This window comes from Pseudomonas sp. H11T01 (assembly GCF_048515765.1).
In the GTDB taxonomy this organism is placed as follows: Bacteria; Pseudomonadota; Gammaproteobacteria; order Pseudomonadales; family Pseudomonadaceae; genus Aquipseudomonas.
In genome coordinates, this window is sequence record NZ_JBLYED010000002.1 from 270531 (window position 1) to 290677 (window position 20147).

A 20147-nucleotide genomic window follows, 5' to 3' on the forward strand; every position below is an offset into this window, starting at 1 on the left:
CCGGCACGTATGATCCCTCACAAACTTCCGCAGATTAGAAGCCTATGTCCCTGATAGTTCTACTGCTTCTGCCTTTTATCGGTAGCTGTCTGGCGGCCTTGCTGCCGCACAACGCGCGTAACACTGAATCCCTGCTGGCCGGTCTGGTTGCGCTGATCGGCACGATACAAGTCGCCATGCTCTACCCGCAGATCGCCCACGGCAGTGTGATTCGCGAAGAGTTCTTCTGGCTGCCTAGCCTGGGCTTGAATTTCGTCCTGCGCATGGACGGTTTCGCCTGGCTGTTCTCGATACTCGTGCTGGGCATCGGCACGCTGGTGTCGCTCTACGCGCGCTATTACATGTCACCGGAAGACCCGGTGCCGCGCTTCTTTGCGTTTTTCCTGGCCTTTATGGGCGCCATGCTCGGGCTGGTGATCTCCGGCAATCTGATTCAAATCGTATTTTTCTGGGAACTGACCAGCCTGTTCTCGTTCCTGTTGATTGGCTATTGGCACCACCGCGCCGACGCCCGACGCGGCGCTTATATGGCGTTGATGGTGACCGGAGCGGGTGGCTTGTGCCTGCTGGCGGGGGTGATGCTGCTCGGCCACGTGGTCGGCAGCTACGACCTGGACAAGGTGCTCGCGGCCGGTGACCTGATCCGCGCCCATGCCCTTTACCCGGTTCTGCTCCCGCTGATTCTGATCGGCGCCTTGAGCAAAAGCGCACAGTTCCCCTTCCATTTCTGGCTTCCCCACGCCATGGCCGCACCGACACCGGTCTCGGCTTATCTGCACTCGGCAACCATGGTCAAAGCCGGGGTATTCCTTCTGGCACGGCTTTGGCCATCACTTTCCGGCAGCGAAGAATGGTTCTATATCGTCGGCGGTGCTGGCGCCTGCACCCTGTTGCTGGGCGCCTACTGCGCGATGTTCCAGAACGACCTCAAAGGTCTGCTCGCCTACTCGACCATCAGCCACCTGGGCCTGATCACATTACTGCTGGGCCTGAACAGCCCGCTGGCCGCCGTCGCTGCGGTGTTCCACATTCTCAACCACGCCACTTTCAAGGCCTCGTTGTTCATGGCCGCCGGCATCATCGACCACGAAAGCGGCACCCGCGACATCCGCAAACTCAGTGGTTTGATCCGGTTGATTCCGTTCACCGCGACCCTGGCCATGGTCGCCAGCGCCTCGATGGCCGGCGTGCCGCTGCTCAACGGGTTCCTGTCCAAAGAGATGTTCTTCGCCGAAACCGTGTTCATTTCCGCCACCGCCTGGGTCGAAATGTCCCTGCCGGTGATCGCCACCATCGCGGGTACTTTCAGCGTCGCCTATTCCCTGCGCTTCACCGTCGACGTGTTCTTCGGCCCAACCGCCACTGACCTTCCCCATACCCCACACGAACCGCCACGCTGGATGCGCGCGCCGGTCGAGTTGCTGGTGTTCACGTGCCTGGTGGTGGGGATCTTCCCGGCCCAGGTGGTCGGTCCGTTGCTGGCGGCGGCCGCCTTGCCGGTGGTCGGCGGCACGCTGCCCGAGTACAGCCTGGCCATCTGGCACGGCTGGAACGCGCCGATGATTATGAGTCTGATCGCCATGTCTGGCGGCATCGTGCTCTACCTGTTGTTGCGCAATCAGCTCAAGCGCGGGCGTTTCAACCGCCCGCCGATCATCAGTTACTTCGATGGCAAGCGGATGTTCGAGCGCAGCCTGGTAATCATGATGCGCATGGCCCGACGCATCGAGCGGCGGGTCAGCACCAAGCGTCTGCAAACCCAACTGTTCCTGTTGGTGCTGATGGCGGTGCTCGCCGGGTTGATCCCGATGCTCCACAGCAGCCTGAGCTGGGGAGATCGGCCGAAGATTCCGGGTTCGATTGTGTTCGTCACCCTCTGGCTGCTGGCAATGGCCTGCGCCCTCGGTGCCGCCTGGCAAGCCAAATATCACCGTCTTGCAGCCCTGACCATGGTCAGTGTCTGCGGCTTGATGACCTGCGTGACCTTCGTCTGGTTCTCGGCGCCGGACCTGGCCTTGACCCAACTGGTGGTCGAAGTGGTGACTACGGTGCTGATCCTGCTCGGTCTGCGCTGGTTGCCACGGCGGATCGAAGACGTCTCGCCGTTGCCAGGCAGCCTGCGTAAAGCGCGGGTGCGTCGCCTGCGCGACTTACTGCTGTCGACAGTCGTCGGTGGCGGCATGGCGTTGTTGTCCTACGCCATGCTGACCCGTCAGACCCCCAATGACATCTCCTCGTTCTACCTCAGCCGCGCACTGCCGGAAGGCGGTGGCAGCAACGTGGTCAACGTGATGCTGGTGGACTTCCGTGGCTTCGACACCCTCGGCGAAATCACCGTGCTCGCGGCCGTTGCCCTGACCGTGTTTGCCCTGTTGCGACGCTTCCGCCCGCCCAAGGAAAGCATGCAGCTGCCGGCTCAACAGCGTCTGCTGGCGCCCGACGTGGTGACCGATCTGGTCAACCCGCGCCATGCCAGCGACACCGCACTGGGCTTCATGATGGTTCCGGCGGTGCTGGTGCGGCTGTTGCTGCCGATTGCCCTGGTGGTGTCGTTCTACCTGTTTATGCGTGGGCATAACCAACCGGGCGGCGGTTTCGTGGCCGGGCTGGTGATGTCGGTGGCGTTCATCCTGCAATACATGGTCGCCGGCACCCAATGGGTCGAGGCGCAGATGAGCCTGCGGCCGGTGCGCTGGATGGGCACTGGGCTGCTGTTCGCCACCGTCACCGGGTTGGGGGCGATGGCGGTGGGTTATCCGTTCCTGACCACCCACACCTGGCACTTCGAGCTGCCGATAGTGGGCGACATCCATATCGCCAGCGCCCTGTTCTTCGACATCGGCGTGTACGCCGTGGTGGTCGGTTCGACGCTGCTGATTCTCACCGCCCTGGCTCACCAATCGGTGCGCGGCCACAAACCAAGCAGCCAGCCCAAACCCGTTGCCATGGCAGGAGCCATCTAATGGAAGAAGTCATCGCAATTGCCATTGGGGTTCTGGCAGCTTCCGGGGTCTGGCTGGTGCTGCGCCCACGGACGTTTCAGGTCGTCATGGGCCTGTGCCTGCTGTCCTACGGGGTCAACCTTTTCATTTTCAGCATGGGCAGCCTGTTTATCGGCAAGGAGCCGATCATCAAGGACGGCGTGACGCAGGATTTGTTGCACTACACCGACCCGCTGCCGCAAGCCCTGGTGTTGACCGCCATTGTCATCAGCTTCGCCATGACCGCGTTGTTTCTGGTGGTGCTGCTGGCCTCCCGGGGCCTGACCGGTACCGACCATGTGGATGGCCGGGAGCCTAAAGAATGAGCTGGATGCCCCATCTGATCGCCGCACCGATTCTACTGCCCTTGTTGACGGCCGCCCTGATGCTGATGCTCGGTGAAAAACACCGACCGCTCAAAGCCCGGCTCAACCTGTTTTCGAGCGTGCTGGGCCTGGGGATTTCGGTGCTGCTGTTGCAGTGGACCCAGCATACAAGCGTGCCCGGTTCCATTGGTGTGTACCTGCCGGGCAATTGGCAGGTGCCGTTCGGTATTGTGCTGGTGGTCGATCGTCTGTCGGCGCTGATGCTGGTGCTGACCGGAATCATCGGCGTCTGCGCCCTGCTGTTCGCCATGGCCCGCTGGGATGGTGCCGGTTCGAGTTTCCACGCGCTGTTCCAGATCCAGTTGATGGGCCTCTACGGCGCTTTCCTGACCGCAGATCTGTTCAATCTGTTCGTGTTTTTCGAAGTGCTGCTGGCCGCCTCCTACGGGCTGATCCTGCACGGTTCGGGTCGGGCGCGGGTGTCGTCGGGCCTGCATTACATTTCGATTAACCTGCTGGCCTCTTCGCTGTTCCTGATTGGCGCGGCACTGATCTACGGCGTCACCGGCACCCTGAACATGGCTGACCTGGCGCTGAAGATCCCGTTGGTGCCGCAAGCCGATCGCGGTCTGCTGCACGCCGGTGCGGCGATTCTCGCCGTGGCGTTTCTGGCCAAGGCCGGCATGTGGCCACTGAACTTCTGGCTGGTGCCGGCCTACTCCGCGGCCAGCGCGCCGGTGGCGGCGATGTTCGCGATCATGACCAAGGTCGGCGTGTATACCTTGCTGCGCTTGTGGACCTTGCTGTTCTCCGGGCAAGCCGGCGCGTCGGCGTACTTTGGCGGTGACTGGCTGATCTATGGCGGTATGGCGACGATTGTCTGCGCGGCGCTGGCGATCCTCGCCGCGCAACGGCTGGAACGCATGGCGAGCCTGAGCATTCTGGTGTCGGCGGGGATTCTGCTGTCAGCCGTCGGTTTCGCCCAACCGAGCCTCACGGCCGGTGCGCTGTTCTATATGGTCAGCTCGACACTGGCGTTGAGCGCGCTGTTCCTGTTGGCGGAACTGATCGAGCGTTCACGCTCGGCCAATGAAATACCGCTGGACTATGAAGGCGAGATCATCCCCCGACCGCAGAAATCCTTGCAGCCGCCCAAAGGCACCAACCTCGATGACGATCAAAAAGCCGTGGTCGGCCAGGTGATTCCCTGGACCATGGCCTTTCTCGGCTTGAGCTTCATTGCCTGCGCACTGCTGATCATCGGCATGCCGCCGCTGTCCGGGTTTATCGGCAAACTCAGCCTGCTCAACGCCCTGCTCAACCCATTGGGTCTGGGCAACGGCGCTGACGAACCTGTATCGAATGCCGCCTGGGGCTTGCTGGCCTTGCTGATTCTCTCCGGTCTGGCTTCGCTGATCGCCTTCTCGCGTATGGGCATCCAACGCTTCTGGACACCCAAGGAGCGCCCGTCGCCGCTGCTGCGGCGCCTGGAATGCGTGCCGATCATCGCCCTGCTGGGTTTGAGCATTCTGCTGACCTTCAAGGCCGAACCGCTGCTGCGCTATACCCAGGCCGTTGCCAACACCCTGAATGACCCGCAGCAATACGTCATGGCAGTGCTGGGCACGCGCACGGTGCCGAGCCCACAAGCCAAAGCCGCGCTGCTGGAGCTGCAACCATGAAGCGTCTGTTCCCCGCCCCCTGGTTATCGTTGGCGCTATGGCTGTTGTGGTTGGTGTTGAACCTTTCCGTCAGTCCCGGCAACCTGCTGCTCGGTGCCGTGCTCGGGTTTGCCGCTCCGTTGATGATGAAACCGTTGCGGCCGCTGCCGATCCGAATTCGCCGGCCGGGGGTGATTGTGCGGTTGTTCTTTCTGATCGGTCGCGATGTGTTGGTGTCCAACATCGCCGTCGCCTGGGGCGTATTGAACGCCGGGCGAAGGGAGCCGCGCGCAAGGTTCATCAAAGTGCCGCTAGACCTGCGTGATGCCAATGGCCTGGCCGCGCTGTCGATGATCACCACGGTGATTCCCGGTACGGTCTGGTCGGAGCTGGCGCTAGACCGCAGCGTCTTGCTGCTGCACGTGTTCGATCTGGATGACGAAGCGCAGTTTATCCAGCACTTCAAGGCGACCTACGAGCGTCCATTGATGGAGATTTTCGAATGAGCGCCCTGCTCTCGAATGCGACTCTGCTGAGTCTGTTCATTTTTTCCGTGGCCATGGCCCTGACCCTGATCCGCCTGTTCAAAGGCCCGTCGGCTCAGGATCGGGTTCTGGCGCTGGACTATCTCTACATCCTCGCCATGCTGATGATGTTGGTGCTGGGCATCCGCTATGCCAGTGACACCTACTTCGAAGCCGCGCTGCTGATTGCTTTGTTTGGCTTTGTCGGCTCGTTTGCGCTGGCGAAATTCCTGCTGCGCGGCGAGGTGATCGAATGAATGCTCTCAGCGAATTGTCGCTCTGGATCGAGATTCCAGTGGCGGTCCTCTTGGTGCTCAGCAGCCTGTTCGCGCTGATTGGGGCTTTCGGCCTGCTGCGGATGAAGGACTACTTCCAGCGCATGCACCCGCCGGCCCTGGCATCGACATTTGGTGCCTGGTGTGTAGCGTTGGCATCGATCATCTACTTCTCGGCACTCAAGTCCAGCCCGGTGCTGCATGCCTGGCTGATCCCGATTCTGCTGTCGATCACCATGCCAGTGACCACCTTGCTGCTGGCTCGGGCAGCGTTGTTCCGCAAGCGCATGGCGGGGGACGATGTGCCGGCTGAGGTGAGTAGTCGACGCACTGAAGGCGGGAGCTGAGGCAAACTGTACTTTCTGTATCGTCTGGGCGCCCTTTTGGCATCATCCCCAGGCCACCACCAGCAACCCAAAGCCCAGCACCACACACAGCGGTGAAAAAGCCCACGTGTCCAGCCGAGCGAACTTCGAACCACCCACTTGTTTGAAGAACCCGACCAGGTTGGAGTCGCCGATTGCACGAGCAAACATCAGCAGCGCAATCGCGCTGATCGCCCATTGCAGCGGCGCATAGATAACCACCGGCATGAACAACCCGACTCGCAGACAGACCAGCACCGCAATCACTGCCAACCCTGCGGCCACCAACAGTGTGCCAAGCGCAGAGGGTTTGAACGCCGGTATCAACTCCCCACCAGACTTGCCCGGCACCTGCGGCACCACCGCGTCACTGCCAGCCTGGCCGCCTAACGCCCAGTAAATGTGGATCAGGCTAATCAGCACGAAAATACCGACAATCCATTGAGCAACCAAAAGCATCATGACCAACCTTCCCTTGATAAATTACTTCAACGCAGCAGACACCTTGTCAGCCACGTCCTTAGGTAACCAGGCCCGCCACACATCCGGATGCGCCTTCATAAACGCTTCGGCGGCCTGACGTGGTGCCGTGTGTTTTTCGCTCATGTCGGCCAACGCCTTGTTCAACGGATCAATCGGCAAGTCGACCTTTGTGAAGAACTCAACGAGTTGCGGGTATTGCTTCTGGAATGGCGTGGACACGCCAATGGACAGTTTTGACGCCAGGGAGCGTGTGGGTTTTGGATCAGGGTTGTCAGCGTCGGTCAGGGTTTTCCAGGCCTCGGCGTCGAACGGCGGTTCTTGCAGTTGAATCAGCTTGAAACGCCCCAGTAACGGCGTGGGTGACCAGTAATAAAACAGCACTGGTTTTCCACGACGAATCGACGAACTGATTTCTGCGTCCAGCGCTGCGCCGGAGCCACTGCGGAAATTCACATAACTGTCATTCAGGCCATAGGCCTTGAGCTTCTGCTTGTTGACCACTTCCGAGGTCCAGCCGATCGGGCTGTTGAGGAAGCGCCCTTTGCCCGGACTTTCCGGATCCCTGAAGACATCCTTGTAACGCGGCAGATCGGACACGCTGCGTAAGTCCGGCGCCATGGGTTTGATCCCCTTGGCCGGATCACCCTTGACCACATACTCCGGAACCCACCAACCTTCGGTCGCCCCTTTGACCGTATCACCCAGGCTCGCCACCTTGCCCTCCGCCTCGGCTTTGACCCATACCGGGCTGCGTCCGGCCCATTCTTCACCGATGACCTGAATGTCATTGTTGGCCAACGCGGTTTCCAGCGTGATGGTCGTGCCCGGAAGCATATCGGTGGGCAGCCCATAACCCTTCTCGACAATAATGCGCAGGATATCGGTGATCAGGCTGCCGCTTTCCCAGTTGAGGTCGGCAAAATGAATCGGCGCCGGGGCAGCAGATGCCGGGACAGACGCGGTTAACAAACTGAGCGTGGTCAACGTGCTGGCCAGCAGTACTCGAAATCCTTTCATGCTTTTGCACCTCGTGCTTTTCACAGCAATAGCAGGATGATCTTCCAGAGGAAGACCGCAGCCTCTCGTAGTCAGTCAACTGACTGTAGTAGAGGTTCCTGCATTCGAAGCATGACGACTATTTTTCGCCGGGTTCCTGCAAACGCTTTAATTCGCGTCGAACCATGCTGGCGTACTCTGCCGGGCGCAAGCTGTAGATCTCTGAGGCCACCCAACCCAACCAGGCGCCTTGCAGAACGGCCTTCTGGGTGAAAAGACGAAGAGCCTGCGCTTGAGCGCTTTCAAGGTTCTGCTCATGGAAATCGGCGCGGGTCAGCGTCATTACTCGCTAGCCTTGAACGTGAGCTCGCCCTTGCGCCATTTCGCTGCTTTGGCGGTTACCGCTTTCAAGGTCTTGGTCAATCCACCCTCCAATTGCTGGTTGGCGGCAAACACCGTCACGACGGTTTGCCCTTCCTTGAACAGGATTGCGTGCCCATCGGCCGTGGTGACAAATGCGTACTCGCCCAGGCCATAGACCGTGAGCTTGATCTCGCGAAACTTGATTTCGAACTTACCGCCTTCCCGGCTAGGCAATACCGCGGCCCGGAAATGGTCACCTACTTTGAGTTCCAGGCGCGGCTTGTCATCGACGACCAATGCTGTTTCGGTATCGATTTCGGCAATGTAAATGCCTTCAGCGGTCTGTTCAGTGACATAGACGAAACGTGATTGAAACTGTTTGACCAGCTTTGCGCGCAAATCACCGAGCACGAACAAAGCATGCATATCGAGATTACTTACTGCCAAGGAAACGTCCCCGAATCTAAAAATGACTCTGCCTGCATGAAACACAGACAGCACAAAAAAACGACCACCAGAGAATACTGGACTAACAACTTTAGGGAGAAAACTCTTTAAAAAAAGCACTTTTGCGCTATATCGCCAGAAAAAATGCTCTAGATAAGCCTCTCCCTGGAACGCTGGAGCTAATTCTAGAGCAGCGACGCTCTTTGAGACTACCCATTCGCAACGGACACACGTCGGCAAACCATCGAAAGGGATTTCATATGCAGATACTTCCACCCTTTGCTCAGTATCCGGGCGCTGTCGCAAACAGCCCTCCACCACTACGCGAGGCGCCATTCTACGCGCTGGAGTCGGAACCCGAATATATACCTTTGGTGCGTTATCACGTGCTACTCGCTGATAAGATTTTTTTCCGCATCGAGGAAATCGCTACCAGACGAACAAAAGGATTTCTCCGCGCTCCCAACCAGGCCTGCGCTCTGGCAAAGACCTTCGAGACGACATTCGGCACACCGACCAGCGTTTGCCGGTGCCGTCGTTTCGTCACACCGATGACTTATCTCAGCCGCCGGCCGGCAACAACTGCCATACTGGCCCGACCAACGAAAACCAGCCTGCGCGGCTGTACCTCAAAAGCATAATAATCTCCAAGGGAAGGCGTTACGTGACGGAATTTGATATAGGCGAATTTTTCATCCATGGCGAGTCCAGGGAAGTAGAAGGCGAGTTTCAAGCTGTGATCGTGATGCGCGCCAAACCACCGCTCACCGCCGTGACTTACCATCAGGTCGAAAAGGACCGCTGGTTCAAAACGCAGGATGTTGCCGCAACGGCTGCCAAAGAAGCAGCCAAGGCTCTGAAATCTGCTGTTGATGACGGCGCATTGAAAGCCTGATTGATCTTCCCGACGCCACCAATCGAACGCCTGGCGTCAATCTCTCTCTGAGCTACAGTGTCGCAATGACCTCAACCCTTGGATGCCGGGGGTTGCCCATCTGCAAGGAGATGACCATGGATTCGCCTACGCATGACCTGAAAGGTTTATTCGATCAGCTTGGACTGGACTCCACCCAGACGGCTATCGACGACTTCATAGCCAGCCATTCGCCGCTGGCCAACAATCAAAAGCTGATAGAGGCCGATTTCTGGACGCCACCGCAGGCGACATTTTTGAAAGAACAACTGCGTGAAGACGCCGATTGGGCCGGGGTGGTCGACGACCTGAACCTGCGCATGCATCAAAGGCACTAGCGCGAACGGCTCAATGCAGGCTGTCAGGTTTTTCAATATTTAGTTGAGCCAGCCAGGCAGCCCTGCATTCCTCTGCTTCATCACGACTGGAAAACGCCGTGCCCCGCTGCTCGCCATTGAGCAGCACGATCCAGCAGACGCTTTGGCCCAAAGCCCGCAGGGTGGCTGGCACCCCACTGCCAATCATCACTGCAACATCGACTTTGCTTTGCATGAGGGTTCTCCGAATATTTCATTAGCTGCCTATCAATATCGGCATCTTAATGACTTAGCCCGGAGGGAAAAAGCTATCGCCCTGCATAGGTTATTTGCATGAAAGGTAACAATCGCGCCATCAGGCCTGTGGCGCGTTCTCGGGTTTGTAGCCCAACCGCAAGCCACCCCAATGACGGCCCTTGAGCATGATCGGCACCGACAGGTCGTGCATCAACTCGCCCGTGTCGCGGGTATAGGTCTGTAGCAAAACCGCCTGCTGATGGCTGCCGCAGCGGATCCCGGTTCTGTCGGCAAATTTTCGCTTGGTGCGGTTATGCAGCGTATCCACCTGAGCATCACCGGTCAGTGGCTGGCTGAATATTTTATTGTGGGTCGGCACATAACCCTGCTGGGTGCAGGCAATAGCGAATACCAGGCCTTCATGGCGAGGCAGCAGCGGTTCCTGAATCCCTGGTAGTACCTGGTCGGCGTAGCTATCAAAACGGGTCCGGAATTTGGCCGGTGTGGTATTGGGGATGGCCTGATAGTTGCGGTCAAACAGGTCGTCCAGACTGACACGGCCCTGATCGATATCCGACTCCAATCGCGCCGCGATCTGGCTGGCGCCTTCCCGGGCGAGGTCATAGATCCGCTGGTGATAGTCGTCCAGTCCTACCTCAGCAAGGCGTTCGCTGATGGTTTCGGCCTGGCCTTCCATTTGCACCGCCGCTTGCGCCAGACGCCGGGTCTGTTGATCGCTGGCCGCCAGGTCACTGCGCATCTGCTCGACGGCGTGAAACAGACTGTCGAGTTGTTCACGGTTGGTTTCTGTACCTTTGGCGATGTCACCCACCTGGCTCTCGACTCCCGCCGCCAGCCGGGCGATGTTCTCCAGGGACTGGCCGGTGTGCTCCACCTGCTCGACTCCGGTATTGAGGTCGCTGGACAGTTGGCGAATCTGCTCCACCACCTGCGCCGTGCGCTGCTGAATATCCGCGACCATCACCCCGACCTCGTCGGTAGCGGCCGCCGTGCGCCCGGCCAGCCCGCGAACCTCGTCGGCAACCACGGCAAAGCCTCGCCCGTGTTCACCCGCACGCGCCGCTTCAATGGCCGCATTCAGCGCCAACAAATTCGTTTGGCTGGCAATCGACTGAATCACCAGGGTCACGCGCTGGATTTCTTCACTGCGCACACTCAGGGCTTCCATCAGAAGGCGACTGTCATTGGCGCGCTGGCTGAGCTGATGCATGCGGGTAATGGATTCGGCGAGCACCCTGCGCCCTTCGGCACTGCTCTGATGAGCTTCACTGGCCGCACTCAGGGCTTGTTGGCTGAGTTGTGAAGTGGCTTTTTCGGTGTTGATCATCACTTCGGCGCTACTGACAATTCGCGCCGCCGCGTCCAGTTGCGACTGCAGCTTGCCGGCCAGCTGCTTGACCGAAAAGGCCACGCCAGCAGCGGACAGTGCGTTGTGACTGGTGGTATAGGACAGGTCGCGGGTCAGTTCAGCGATGGCGCTGCGAGTATCCGCTGGGGTCGTATCGATGCCGGGTCGCGAACGCAGCCGGGGAAGCCAGATGGTCAATATCGCCAGAGGCAGGCAAAGGTAAAGCGACCAGCCGCCGACTGCCATGCCAATCAGCACCAGCATCAGGGCGATGCTTTGCAGAGTGGGTGTCAGCCAGCGCACGGTAGCTTTGGGTACAACCGCAGGTTGCAGCACTGCGCCAGCCAGAGACTCGTCTCTCGTCATGATCGTCACCCCACGCTTGTTCTATTTGTTGTGTCTGCATTTAACGCCACTACCAGGCCATTATCTATGGTCCATTAGTCGTGGGGGTGCAGCAGATCAATAGAAGTGCGGGGGATTGGATGGCGCGCTGAATCCTGTGGCAAGGGAGCTTGCTCCCTAGCCACAAAGGCCTATCAGGCCTGACGCTGGTGCTTGTCGATTTGCTCGTGACGCTCTTGAGCTTCGATGCAGTACTTGGTGGTCGGGCTGATCAGCAGACGTTTCAGGCCGATGGCCTCGCCGCTGTCGTCGCACCAGCCAAAGGTATCTTCAGCAATACGGCCCAGAGCCATTTCCAGCTGCGGCAGCATACGCTGGTCACGGTCGATGACGTTGACCAGCCAGTGGCGCTCTTCTTCGACGGAAGCAGCGTCGGCAGGATCGGCAGGGGTGTCCAGGCTTTCAATGGCAACACGGCTCTGCTCGATGCGCGCGTGGGTTTCGACCTTCATGTTTTGCAACAGCTCAGTGAAGAAAGCCAGTTGCTCGGCATTCATGTAGTCATCCGCCGGCATGGCCAGCAACTTTTCCTTTGTCATTGATTTCTCTATAAAAAATACGTGCATTAAGGCGAATAAGGGAGCGTTCCAGCCGACCTGGTCAGATCGTCGGAAAGGCGCCATACATTCCAAGCGCCACCCGGCACTCAATTTACGAGGGGCGGCAGTCTAAGGCCGACTTGAGGGCTCAGCAACTGAAATGACAGCGAATTTTTCCAACAAAGCGTGAAAATGCTCTATGGCAAGCTTTGCGGGTGGTAATCGGAGTGCGTTTATAGCAAGAAATTCAATCGAGCGGCTCTATATAGAAGACAAACGGCTACGCCACGCGGTCAGGCGTGGCGCAGATAACGCTTTTGAGTCGTAATCAGAACACCGTTTCTACCTTCACCCCGCCAATGATTGCCGAGTCGACCTCACGCACACCACCAGGATCACGCACGTACTGCAGGTTCGGTCGCACGGTCAGCCAGTTGGTGACATGGAAGCCGTAGTACACCTCGGCGCTGTACTCGCTGTGCTGCAACGGGATGCTCGCCGGGTCGTTGTAATCGGTCGCACCCGTGACCTGGTTCTGCAGCTCGGCCCGCTCACGGAAATCGCTGTTGGTGTGGACTCGCGCCACGCCAAAGCCGATCGCGTCTTTGGGCCGGGCATCGAACGGCCCGGTGTAGACCAGCCCCGCCTGTACGAAGTTGTCGACCTGATTGGTGTCCTTGTCGTGCAACGTCAGGTTGGCGAACAGCGACAGACCGCGACTGGTGTCGCCGCCATGGCTGGTGATCTGCTGCTGCGCCACCAGCCAGTAACCGGACTTACCACTGTGGGAGCGGAACTCCCCGCCCGTCAACGGTTGCGGCTGGCCGTTGACGCCCTCGAGCACATCGTCGGCCTTGGCGGTGCTGTAGTAGTAGCCGGCGCGGTATTCGCCCGGCAGCCCCTGGACTTTAGGCGACCAGACCAGCTCAACCGGGAAGATCGTGCCCTTGGTGCCGCTGCCGTCGAGTTTGAAGCCGTTGCCGACCTCAAGGTTCGACGGGTTCTGGTTATAGGCGCCGATCTGCACGAACACTTCGGGATTGAGGTTGTACTTGACCCGTCCGGCCAACTGACTGACCGGCCAGTTGAACCAGATGCTACCGGCCCAGTTACCGACCTGAGAGCCGCAGAACGTCAGGCTCTGGAAGTCGCAGGGGAAGCTGTTGAAGTCCTCGCCCGGGCCAAATCGGCCGACTTTCACGTCCAGCGCGCCATCCTCCAGAAAGCCCTTGCTCAACCACAGTTGCGTCAACCGCCAGGTCTGACCGCGACCGTAGACTTCCTGGGACGAGGTGTAGCCACCGACTCGCGGATCGACGATCCGGTCGTTGGTCAGGCTGCGGCCGTCACGTTCGGTGATCGCGACTTTGAATGTGGCGTTCTCCCAGCCCATGGTCTTTTGCAGATCGACTTTCAGGCCGAACACGAACTGTTCGGTCCAGCGTGCGGTTTTGTCGTCGTTGTAGCCGCCCTTGAGATTGCTGGCGAACTCCCCGCCGTGCTCCAGCTGGAAGTCATAGCCCTTGTCCAGCAAATCGGTACGCAGACCGCCCCAGTCTCCGGTCAGCCATTTCGAGTCAGCCGAGAAAGCATCCGCCGCCAGACTCTGGCCGGCACACCCCATGGCTGCCAGCAGCAGGCAGGGTGAAAGGTACTGCGCTTGTTTTCTTACGCCCATGGCAAAGCTCACCTTCATTATTGTTGTTAAGGTTTTTTCGGTGCGTGATGTGGGAATTGCGAGGCGGGAGCCAGAACAGGCTCCCGCTTTTTACCAACCGGGTTCAGCGTTTGAGTTTGCGCTTGTTGCGGTACTGGTCGATGACCACCGCGACCACGATGATCAGGCCTTTGATGATGTCCTGGATGTAGGCATCAACCCCGACGAAGGTGAAGCCGCTGGCCATGACCCCGAGGATCAGCGCGCCGATCACCGTGCCGGTGATGCGCCCTACTCCGCCAGCCAGGCTGGTGCCGCCGATCACCGCTGCAGCAATCGCATCCAGCTCATAGGACATACCCATCCCGGCCTGCCCCGTCGCGGCGCGGGCCGAAGCCACCACACCCGCCAGTCCGGCCAGCAGCCCGGCGATGCTGTAGACGATCACCAGGTGGCGCTTGACGTTGATCCCCGAAGTCCGCGCCGCCTGCATGTTGCCGCCGATGGCGTAGGTGTACTTGCCGTACTTGGTGTAGCGCAGGGCAATGTGGAAGATCACCGCCACCACCAGGAAGATGATCACCGGCATCGCGCCATGACCGATGGCCGTGTACGAATCGGACAACATGCTCACCGGCTGGCCTTCGGTGTAGAAACGCGCCAGGCCGCGAGCCGAGACCATCATGCCAAGGGTGGCAATAAAGGGTGGAATCCCGGTGATGGCGATGATGCTGCCATTGATCGCCCCCGCCAGCAGTCCGACCCCGAGTCCGACGATCACCGGAATCCACACCGGCAGGTCCGTCAGCGAGGGAAATACCGCCCGGGCAAAGTCGGAGGTCTGCGCCAGACTGGCAGCGATCATCGCCGACAACGCCAGCACCGAGCCTGACGACAGGTCGATACCCGTGGTGATAATCACCTGAGTCACGCCGATCGCTAGCAGGCCGATGATCGACACTTGCAGAATCATCAACACCAGACGTTGCGAGTTCATCAAAAAGCTTTGGTCGCGAACGATCCAGCCAAACACTTCGAAGACCAGCCCGATGCCGATCAGCACCAGGAAGATGCTCAACTCGGTCGGGAACCGCCGGCGCGTCTTGGCCGGCGCTGCCGCGGGTTTGTTTTCCAGTATCGCGTTGTTCATAGCCACTCACCCTTCTATCGCGTTGCCGGCGACGAAATCCCTCGTCACCAACAGAAACCGTTTAAATGCATTGAACCGTCAATGAACCACGGACATTCCGGAAGCCAGTTGCATGACCCGTTCCTGGGTCGCTTCGCTGCGGTCGAGGGTGCCCATCAGGTCGCCCTCGTGCATGACCATGACCCGGTCACTCATGCCGAGCACTTCCGGCAATTCCGAAGAAATCATGATCACCGCCATGCCTTCGCTGGCGAGATATGAAATCAGCCGGTAGATCTCAGCCTTGGCGCCGACGTCGATGCCACGGGTCGGTTCGTCGAGAATCAGAATTCGCGGGTTGGTCATCAGCCAGCGCGCGAGCAAGGCTTTCTGCTGATTGCCGCCGGACAAGGTGTCGATGCACTGCTCCAGCGACGGGGTTTTCACCCGCAGTTTCTTGCACATGTCTTCGCACAAGGCACGCAGGGCTTTCTGCTGGATAAAACCGTTGCCGACGTAGTGCGGCAGCACGGCCATTTCCATGTTTTCCAGCACCGACAGGCACGGGAACAGACCGCTGAGCTTGCGATCCTCAGTCAACAGCGCAAAACCTTTTTCGATGGCCATGTGCGGGTCGCTGATGCGCACCGTCTGACCGTCGAGCTTGATTTCGCCACCGTCGCTGGGGGTGATGCCGAAAATCGCTTCGGCGACGTTGGTGCGCCCTGACCCCATCAAGCCGGCGATGCCGAGAATCTCACCGGCATGCAGGTCGAACGACACGCCCTTGAAAATCCCGTCCAGACGCAAGTCACGCACCGACATCAACAGATCGCCGATCGGTTTCTCGCGAACCGGGAACAACTGGCTCAGCTCACGACCGACCATCATCGAGATCAGGCTGTCGCCGTCCATGCTGTCGGCCCGTTGCAGGCCGATGTAGGCGCCGTCACGGAACACCGCCACTTCATCGGCGATGCTGAACACTTCATTCATTTTGTGGGTGATATAGATGATGCCCTTACCCTGAGCCTTGAGGTCGGCAATGATCGAGAACAGGTGGGCGACTTCCTTATCGGTAATCGCCGAGGTCGGTTCGTCCATGATCAGGATGTCGGAGTCGTAGGACACCGCTTTGGCGATCTCGACCATCTGCCGCTCGGCGATGCTCAGGTTGCCGACATGCTCCTCTGGGTCGAGGTTGATCCGCAGCCGCTCCAGCAGTTTGGCCGTGCAGCGATGCATTTCCCGGTGGTCGATCATGTGGAAACCGTTGAGCTGCTCACGGCCGATCCAGATGTTCTCGGCGATGCTCATGTGCGGCATCAGGTTGAGTTCCTGGTGGATCATCGCGATCCCGGCCTGCAGCGCCGCCAACGGTGTGTCGAAGGTCACTGGCTTGCCGCGAAGACGCAATTCACCGGAGTCTGGCTGGTAGATGCCAGCGATGATTTTCATCAGGGTCGATTTGCCGGCACCGTTCTCGCCCATCAAGGCAAGAACAGAGCCCGGGCGCACCCGCAGTTGCACATCGGACAAGGCCACCACACCGGGAAAACCCTTGCTGACGTTGATAATCTCCAGCAGGTACGGCTCATCGACAGGTGTGGCAGTTGGCTGGATACCCACCAACGGGGTGCTCGAAGCAGTCGCTGAAGCGAACATGATCAGGTACTCCATCAGCAAGGCCGCCGTAGCCACCTTGCGTGCTTATTGTTGTTATTGAACGGACCGACTATTTGAACTGATCGACGTTTTCCGGGGTGATCAAGCGGTAAGGCACCCACACGGCCTGGTCAACCGGCTCGTTCTTGGCCATCTTCACCGCCGCATCGATAGAACCCACGGCCTGGCCCTTGGCGTCCTGGAACACCGACACCGTCAGATCGCCTTTCTTCACCGCGCGCAAGCCGTCGGGCGTACCGTCTACCCCGGCGATCAACACACTACCCTTTTCAACCCCGGCCTGCTTGAGGGCCATGGCGGCGCCGATGGCCATCTCGTCGTTGTTGGAGACGATGGCATCGAATTTACGGCCCTGGGTCAGCCAGTCGTTCACCAGGGTCATGCCTTTGTCCCGCGACCAGATGCCGGTCTGCTCCTGCTCAATCTTGATGTTCGGGTACTTGGCCAGCACCTCTTTGACGCCTTTGGTGCGGTTGGTAGTGGAGTTGTTGGCCAGGTCGCCGAGCAGAATCACGATGTCACCCTTGCCGTTCATTTTTTCCGCCAGGTACTGCATCTGCATCTCACCCGCCTCCAAGTCATTGGAAGCCACGGTAATCACACCCTTGGGCAGCTTCAGGTCATCCGGACGGCGGTTAACGTAGACCAACGGAATCCCGGCCTTGACTGCGGCTTCGGTGATCTTTTTGGTCGCCGCGGTATCCACCGGGTTGACCACGATGGCATCGACTTTCTGGCTGATGAAGCTTTCAACCTGGCTCAGCTGTTTGACCACGTCGCTGCGGGCATCTTCGAATTGCAGCTTCACGCCGTCAGGCATGGACTTGGCTTGTTGGTCCATGGATTCACGCAGGTAAGTCAGCCAGGTGTCATCGAACTGCGACATGCTGACGCCGATCTTCATATCGGCGAATGCAGCACCACTGGCGAGCATCAGGGACAAGGCGAGTGAGGTGAAACGGATCTTGGTCTTCATGAAACTCTGTCTCCACATTCTTGTTGGTTTTATGGATAAAGCGTTGGACCGGATCAACAGGCCTGCGCAGGCAAACGAACGATCGGTGCGCCGGGAATGCAGCACACCACAACGCCCTTGCGCTCGACGCACAGGAGTCTGGAAAGAGAAAGGGGGATGGACAGGTGCGGACCACGAGGCAGCTCGCGGGGCAGGTAGAACGCAGTACGTAAAACTCGCAGAGCAGTGCTGAAGGTTTTCATCGACGGTACCTGTTTGTTTTTGTTGGTTCGTCCTCCACTGCTTCAAGTGACTAGAGGCAGATCGGGACGCTGATGTCGGCAACCTGGAAATGACTTTATTAGAAAATAATTTCTATATCAACTCATTTTAGAATTTTATTCTAAATTTATTCCATCGATGGAAACCGCATTCAATTCGACCACTTGATGCCGTTGCGAACTGAGTCGCGCCGCGTCCAGCACGCGGGTGGTCGCCAATGCATCACGGGGCTCGACCGGCAGTCGGCCACCGCTCTGCAACGCCTCTTGCAGCTGCAAATAGAACTGAATCCAACAGCCGCGCTCAGACGGAATCCGCTCACGCTCTTCGCCGTGTTCGAACCAACCCCAGCGCCGATGCTCCTCGACGCCCCAGCGTTCGCCCTCGGACCTGGGCGACAGACCGGCCAGCGCTGAAGCCTCCTGCCCGTCCAGACCCTCGACGGTGTAGCAACCGGCCGTACCATTGACCCGAAAACGCGGTGCCTGACTGTTTTGCAGGCAACTGCCGCTGAGGTGGGAGATCACGCCATTGGCATGGGTCAGCGAAACGAAGAAGCCGTCATCGAACTCTTGCCCTGAATGGGCGTAATACAGTTCGGCGTAGACCCGCGCCACCGGCCCGAACAGTTGCGTGGCCTGATCCACCAGATGGCTGCCCAAATCGCGCAGGAATCCACCGCCGCTGCCATTGCCCAACGATTGCGGCGCATAGCGCTCAACCCGTGACTCGAAGCGAGTGACCTGCCCCAGCGCACCGGCCTCCAGTAGTTTGCGTACAGTGAGAAAGTCCGAATCCCAGCGGCGGTTTTGATAGACGCTCAATGGCACTTTTTGCCGTTCGGCAGCCGCGATCAGGGCGGCCGCTTGCTGCGCGTCGGCAGCAAAGGGTTTGTCGCTGACCACCGCCACGCCGTGTTCAATGGCTTCGAGCAGCAGCGCCTGACGTCCTGGCAAAGGGGTCGAAACCACCAGCACATCGACCCCGGCTTCTACTAACTGGCCGATAGTGTCGAAGGCCGGTACGCCGGGGTAGTCCGTTGCCAGCAGTTGGCGCCGCTCGGCTGAACGTGTCACCACACCGACAAAAGTCGCGGCGGGCAAACTGCTGATCAGCGGAGCATGAAAAAAACGACCGCCATGGCCGTAACCGACAAGTCCGATACGCATAAAGAGCTTCCTTAGGTATGTCGTAATTCTGGCAGGCGGCCCCGGTTCCTGTGGGAGCGTGGCTTGCCCGCGAAGCAGGCGACGCGGTTTGTCTGAATCACCGCGTTATCGTTCTTCGCGGGCAAGCCACGCTCCCACAAGGTCCATGCAAGCCAGATAATTTATTGGCAGAGTTCGCGCGTCACCCGCTCCAGCATCATCCGGTTGGACTCATCCGGGCGGTCTTCCCAAGCGAACACCGAGACCGTGGCGATGCCGTCGAACTTGATCTCGCGCAGGGTGCTGAAAAACGCCTCCCAGTCCACTTCACCCTGACCAATGTCCAGATGCTGGTGCACGGTGGCGGTTACGCCCGGCGGATTGACGATATAGCGCAGGCCCGATGAGGCCTTGTGGTTGTAGGTGTCGGCGATGATCAGGTGGGTCAGCTTTTCTCCTGCGTACTTGAGCATCGAGGCGATGTCGCCTTTGCCGTCGTCGTAGAAGAATGTGTGGGGCGCTGCGTAGAGGTAGTTGATCCAGTCGCGATCCAGTCCGCGAATGATGTCCACCGACTCATTGTTGCGTTCACAGAAGTCGTAGGGATGCGCCTGGATATCCAGCTTGATGCCTTCACGCTCGAACACCGGCATCAGCTCGTCCATGGAACGCATGAACTGGTTCTCGCAGACCAGCGGGTTGTCCGATTGACCAGTGAACTCGGTGTTGACCAGCTCGCAGTCCATTTCCACGGCGATCTGGATCGCACGCTTCCAGTTGCGCAAGGCAGCCTGACGCAAACCTTCGTCGGCAGCGGCCCAGTGGTACATCGGCAGCAGCGACGAGAGTTTCACCCCGGTGTCGCTGAGGGCTTTGCGAAACTCCTTGATCCGCGCCTTGTCGACTCGCGGTGCTTTGTAGAACGGCAGGAAATCTTCCCGCGGAGACAGTTCGATATGTTCGTAACCGAGCTCGGCGACCTTATCGACCATCTTGCCCAGGGACAGGTTGCGGTACATGTAGGGGTCTAGTGCGATGCGCATTTTTCAGTTCTCCTGAACGAGGGACCAAGCCTTCACACAAATCCTG

Annotated in this window: 22 protein-coding genes; 8 read left to right on the forward strand and 14 right to left on the reverse strand. The window is 59.1% G+C overall.

Annotated elements, in window-relative coordinates; genetic code table 11:
* Positions 1 to 44 precede the first annotated feature (44 nt).
* The 6 genes from ACN1C3_RS03760 to ACN1C3_RS03785 are packed head-to-tail and all read left to right on the forward strand — an operon-like array spanning position 45 to position 6114.
* Entirely contained in the window at positions 45 to 2963 is a 2919-nt protein-coding gene (locus ACN1C3_RS03760; RefSeq protein WP_419114440.1) for a monovalent cation/H+ antiporter subunit A, read from the forward strand.
* On the forward strand, positions 2963 to 3307 hold the full coding sequence (locus ACN1C3_RS03765) for a Na+/H+ antiporter subunit C (RefSeq protein ID WP_419114441.1): 345 nt from the start codon (positions 2963 to 2965) through the stop codon (positions 3305 to 3307). The genes ACN1C3_RS03760 and ACN1C3_RS03765 overlap by 1 nt, the downstream gene beginning before the upstream one ends.
* Positions 3304 to 4989, forward strand: a complete 1686-nt coding sequence (locus tag ACN1C3_RS03770; RefSeq protein WP_419114442.1) for a monovalent cation/H+ antiporter subunit D — start codon at positions 3304 to 3306, stop codon at positions 4987 to 4989. The genes ACN1C3_RS03765 and ACN1C3_RS03770 overlap by 4 nt, the downstream gene beginning before the upstream one ends.
* On the forward strand, positions 4986 to 5474 hold the full coding sequence (locus tag ACN1C3_RS03775; protein ID WP_419114443.1) for a Na+/H+ antiporter subunit E: 489 nt from the start codon (positions 4986 to 4988) through the stop codon (positions 5472 to 5474). The genes ACN1C3_RS03770 and ACN1C3_RS03775 overlap by 4 nt, the downstream gene beginning before the upstream one ends.
* Positions 5471 to 5749, forward strand: a complete 279-nt coding sequence (locus tag ACN1C3_RS03780; RefSeq protein WP_419114444.1) for a K+/H+ antiporter subunit F — start codon at positions 5471 to 5473, stop codon at positions 5747 to 5749. Before ACN1C3_RS03775 ends, ACN1C3_RS03780 begins: the two co-directional genes overlap by 4 nt.
* A complete protein-coding gene (locus ACN1C3_RS03785; RefSeq protein WP_419114445.1) occupies positions 5746 to 6114 on the forward strand; it encodes a Na+/H+ antiporter subunit G in 369 nt (122 codons plus the stop codon). The genes ACN1C3_RS03780 and ACN1C3_RS03785 overlap by 4 nt, the downstream gene beginning before the upstream one ends.
* 42 nt (positions 6115 to 6156) lie before the next feature.
* On the opposite strand, the gene ACN1C3_RS03790 is transcribed toward ACN1C3_RS03785, so the two are convergent.
* From ACN1C3_RS03790 to ACN1C3_RS03805, 4 genes are all read right to left on the reverse strand, one after another.
* On the reverse strand, positions 6157 to 6594 hold the full coding sequence (locus ACN1C3_RS03790; protein WP_419114446.1) for a DUF3995 domain-containing protein: 438 nt from the start codon (positions 6592 to 6594) through the stop codon (positions 6157 to 6159).
* A gap of 21 nt (positions 6595 to 6615) precedes the next feature.
* The gene (locus ACN1C3_RS03795) at positions 6616 to 7632 is read right to left on the reverse strand and encodes an ABC transporter substrate-binding protein (protein ID WP_419114447.1); all 1017 of its coding nucleotides are present in this window, start codon (positions 7630 to 7632) and stop codon (positions 6616 to 6618) included.
* A 118-nt stretch (positions 7633 to 7750) separates the two neighbouring features.
* Entirely contained in the window at positions 7751 to 7954 is a 204-nt protein-coding gene (locus ACN1C3_RS03800) for a hypothetical protein (protein ID WP_419114448.1), read from the reverse strand.
* Entirely contained in the window at positions 7954 to 8400 is a 447-nt protein-coding gene (locus tag ACN1C3_RS03805) for a hypothetical protein (RefSeq protein WP_419114581.1), read from the reverse strand. Before ACN1C3_RS03805 ends, ACN1C3_RS03800 begins: the two co-directional genes overlap by 1 nt.
* A 685-nt stretch (positions 8401 to 9085) precedes the next feature.
* On the opposite strand from ACN1C3_RS03805, the gene ACN1C3_RS03810 reads away from it, so the two are divergent.
* On the forward strand, positions 9086 to 9316 hold the full coding sequence (locus ACN1C3_RS03810) for a hypothetical protein (protein WP_419114582.1): 231 nt from the start codon (positions 9086 to 9088) through the stop codon (positions 9314 to 9316).
* A 116-nt stretch (positions 9317 to 9432) separates the two neighbouring features.
* Complete coding sequence (locus tag ACN1C3_RS03815; protein WP_419114449.1) at positions 9433 to 9672, forward strand: DUF2789 domain-containing protein; 240 nt, start codon at positions 9433 to 9435, stop codon at positions 9670 to 9672.
* A gap of 10 nt (positions 9673 to 9682) precedes the next feature.
* Here ACN1C3_RS03815 and ACN1C3_RS03820 read toward each other — a convergent pair whose 3' ends face one another.
* From ACN1C3_RS03820 to ACN1C3_RS03865, 10 genes are all read right to left on the reverse strand, one after another.
* On the reverse strand, positions 9683 to 9886 hold the full coding sequence (locus ACN1C3_RS03820; protein ID WP_419114450.1) for a hypothetical protein: 204 nt from the start codon (positions 9884 to 9886) through the stop codon (positions 9683 to 9685).
* Between the two features lie 120 nt (positions 9887 to 10006).
* Entirely contained in the window at positions 10007 to 11623 is a 1617-nt protein-coding gene (locus ACN1C3_RS03825; protein ID WP_419114451.1) for a methyl-accepting chemotaxis protein, read from the reverse strand.
* A 173-nt stretch (positions 11624 to 11796) separates the two neighbouring features.
* Positions 11797 to 12201 (reverse strand): TraR/DksA family transcriptional regulator, encoded by a 405-nt coding sequence (locus ACN1C3_RS03830; RefSeq protein ID WP_419114452.1) that lies wholly within the window; start codon positions 12199 to 12201, stop codon positions 11797 to 11799.
* Positions 12202 to 12529: 328 nt separating this feature from the next.
* Positions 12530 to 13879, reverse strand: a complete 1350-nt coding sequence (locus ACN1C3_RS03835) for a carbohydrate porin (protein ID WP_419114453.1) — start codon at positions 13877 to 13879, stop codon at positions 12530 to 12532.
* A gap of 103 nt (positions 13880 to 13982) precedes the next feature.
* A complete protein-coding gene (locus ACN1C3_RS03840) occupies positions 13983 to 15008 on the reverse strand; it encodes an ABC transporter permease (protein ID WP_419114454.1) in 1026 nt (341 codons plus the stop codon).
* A 78-nt stretch (positions 15009 to 15086) separates the two neighbouring features.
* On the reverse strand, positions 15087 to 16652 hold the full coding sequence (locus ACN1C3_RS03845) for a sugar ABC transporter ATP-binding protein (RefSeq protein WP_419114455.1): 1566 nt from the start codon (positions 16650 to 16652) through the stop codon (positions 15087 to 15089).
* A 70-nt stretch (positions 16653 to 16722) separates the two neighbouring features.
* Positions 16723 to 17649, reverse strand: coding sequence for a sugar ABC transporter substrate-binding protein (locus ACN1C3_RS03850; protein ID WP_419114456.1), 927 nt, complete (start codon positions 17647 to 17649; stop codon positions 16723 to 16725).
* 53 nt (positions 17650 to 17702) lie between these two features.
* Positions 17703 to 17891 (reverse strand): hypothetical protein, encoded by a 189-nt coding sequence (locus tag ACN1C3_RS03855; RefSeq protein ID WP_419114457.1) that lies wholly within the window; start codon positions 17889 to 17891, stop codon positions 17703 to 17705.
* 135 nt (positions 17892 to 18026) lie between these two features.
* Entirely contained in the window at positions 18027 to 19079 is a 1053-nt protein-coding gene (locus ACN1C3_RS03860) for a Gfo/Idh/MocA family oxidoreductase (RefSeq protein WP_419114458.1), read from the reverse strand.
* Positions 19080 to 19240: 161 nt separating this feature from the next.
* On the reverse strand, positions 19241 to 20101 hold the full coding sequence (locus tag ACN1C3_RS03865) for a sugar phosphate isomerase/epimerase family protein (RefSeq protein ID WP_419114459.1): 861 nt from the start codon (positions 20099 to 20101) through the stop codon (positions 19241 to 19243).
* Between the last annotated feature and the right edge of the window lie 46 nt (positions 20102 to 20147).

What these genes read in the sequence shown, in the direction of transcription:
- ACN1C3_RS03830 (WP_419114452.1), bottom strand. Translation starts at nt 12,201, where the DNA reads ATGACAAAGGAAAAGTTGCTGGCCATGCCGGCGGATGACTACATGAAT.
- ACN1C3_RS03780 (WP_419114444.1), top strand. Translation starts at nt 5,471, where the DNA reads ATGAGCGCCCTGCTCTCGAATGCGACTCTGCTGAGTCTGTTCATTTTT.
- ACN1C3_RS03795 (WP_419114447.1), bottom strand. Translation starts at nt 7,632, where the DNA reads ATGAAAGGATTTCGAGTACTGCTGGCCAGCACGTTGACCACGCTCAGT.
- ACN1C3_RS03800 (WP_419114448.1), bottom strand. Translation starts at nt 7,954, where the DNA reads ATGACGCTGACCCGCGCCGATTTCCATGAGCAGAACCTTGAAAGCGCT.
- ACN1C3_RS03845 (WP_419114455.1), bottom strand. Translation starts at nt 16,652, where the DNA reads ATGTTCGCTTCAGCGACTGCTTCGAGCACCCCGTTGGTGGGTATCCAG.
- ACN1C3_RS03835 (WP_419114453.1), bottom strand. Translation starts at nt 13,879, where the DNA reads ATGGGCGTAAGAAAACAAGCGCAGTACCTTTCACCCTGCCTGCTGCTG.
- ACN1C3_RS03775 (WP_419114443.1), top strand. Translation starts at nt 4,986, where the DNA reads ATGAAGCGTCTGTTCCCCGCCCCCTGGTTATCGTTGGCGCTATGGCTG.
- ACN1C3_RS03815 (WP_419114449.1), top strand. Translation starts at nt 9,433, where the DNA reads ATGGATTCGCCTACGCATGACCTGAAAGGTTTATTCGATCAGCTTGGA.
- ACN1C3_RS03825 (WP_419114451.1), bottom strand. Translation starts at nt 11,623, where the DNA reads ATGACGAGAGACGAGTCTCTGGCTGGCGCAGTGCTGCAACCTGCGGTT.
- ACN1C3_RS03760 (WP_419114440.1), top strand. Translation starts at nt 45, where the DNA reads ATGTCCCTGATAGTTCTACTGCTTCTGCCTTTTATCGGTAGCTGTCTG.
- ACN1C3_RS03860 (WP_419114458.1), bottom strand. Translation starts at nt 19,079, where the DNA reads ATGCGTATCGGACTTGTCGGTTACGGCCATGGCGGTCGTTTTTTTCAT.
- ACN1C3_RS03765 (WP_419114441.1), top strand. Translation starts at nt 2,963, where the DNA reads ATGGAAGAAGTCATCGCAATTGCCATTGGGGTTCTGGCAGCTTCCGGG.
- ACN1C3_RS03820 (WP_419114450.1), bottom strand. Translation starts at nt 9,886, where the DNA reads ATGCAAAGCAAAGTCGATGTTGCAGTGATGATTGGCAGTGGGGTGCCA.
- ACN1C3_RS03855 (WP_419114457.1), bottom strand. Translation starts at nt 17,891, where the DNA reads ATGAAAACCTTCAGCACTGCTCTGCGAGTTTTACGTACTGCGTTCTAC.
- ACN1C3_RS03785 (WP_419114445.1), top strand. Translation starts at nt 5,746, where the DNA reads ATGAATGCTCTCAGCGAATTGTCGCTCTGGATCGAGATTCCAGTGGCG.
- ACN1C3_RS03805 (WP_419114581.1), bottom strand. Translation starts at nt 8,400, where the DNA reads ATGCATGCTTTGTTCGTGCTCGGTGATTTGCGCGCAAAGCTGGTCAAA.
- ACN1C3_RS03790 (WP_419114446.1), bottom strand. Translation starts at nt 6,594, where the DNA reads ATGATGCTTTTGGTTGCTCAATGGATTGTCGGTATTTTCGTGCTGATT.
- ACN1C3_RS03865 (WP_419114459.1), bottom strand. Translation starts at nt 20,101, where the DNA reads ATGCGCATCGCACTAGACCCCTACATGTACCGCAACCTGTCCCTGGGC.
- ACN1C3_RS03850 (WP_419114456.1), bottom strand. Translation starts at nt 17,649, where the DNA reads ATGAAGACCAAGATCCGTTTCACCTCACTCGCCTTGTCCCTGATGCTC.
- ACN1C3_RS03840 (WP_419114454.1), bottom strand. Translation starts at nt 15,008, where the DNA reads ATGAACAACGCGATACTGGAAAACAAACCCGCGGCAGCGCCGGCCAAG.
- ACN1C3_RS03770 (WP_419114442.1), top strand. Translation starts at nt 3,304, where the DNA reads ATGAGCTGGATGCCCCATCTGATCGCCGCACCGATTCTACTGCCCTTG.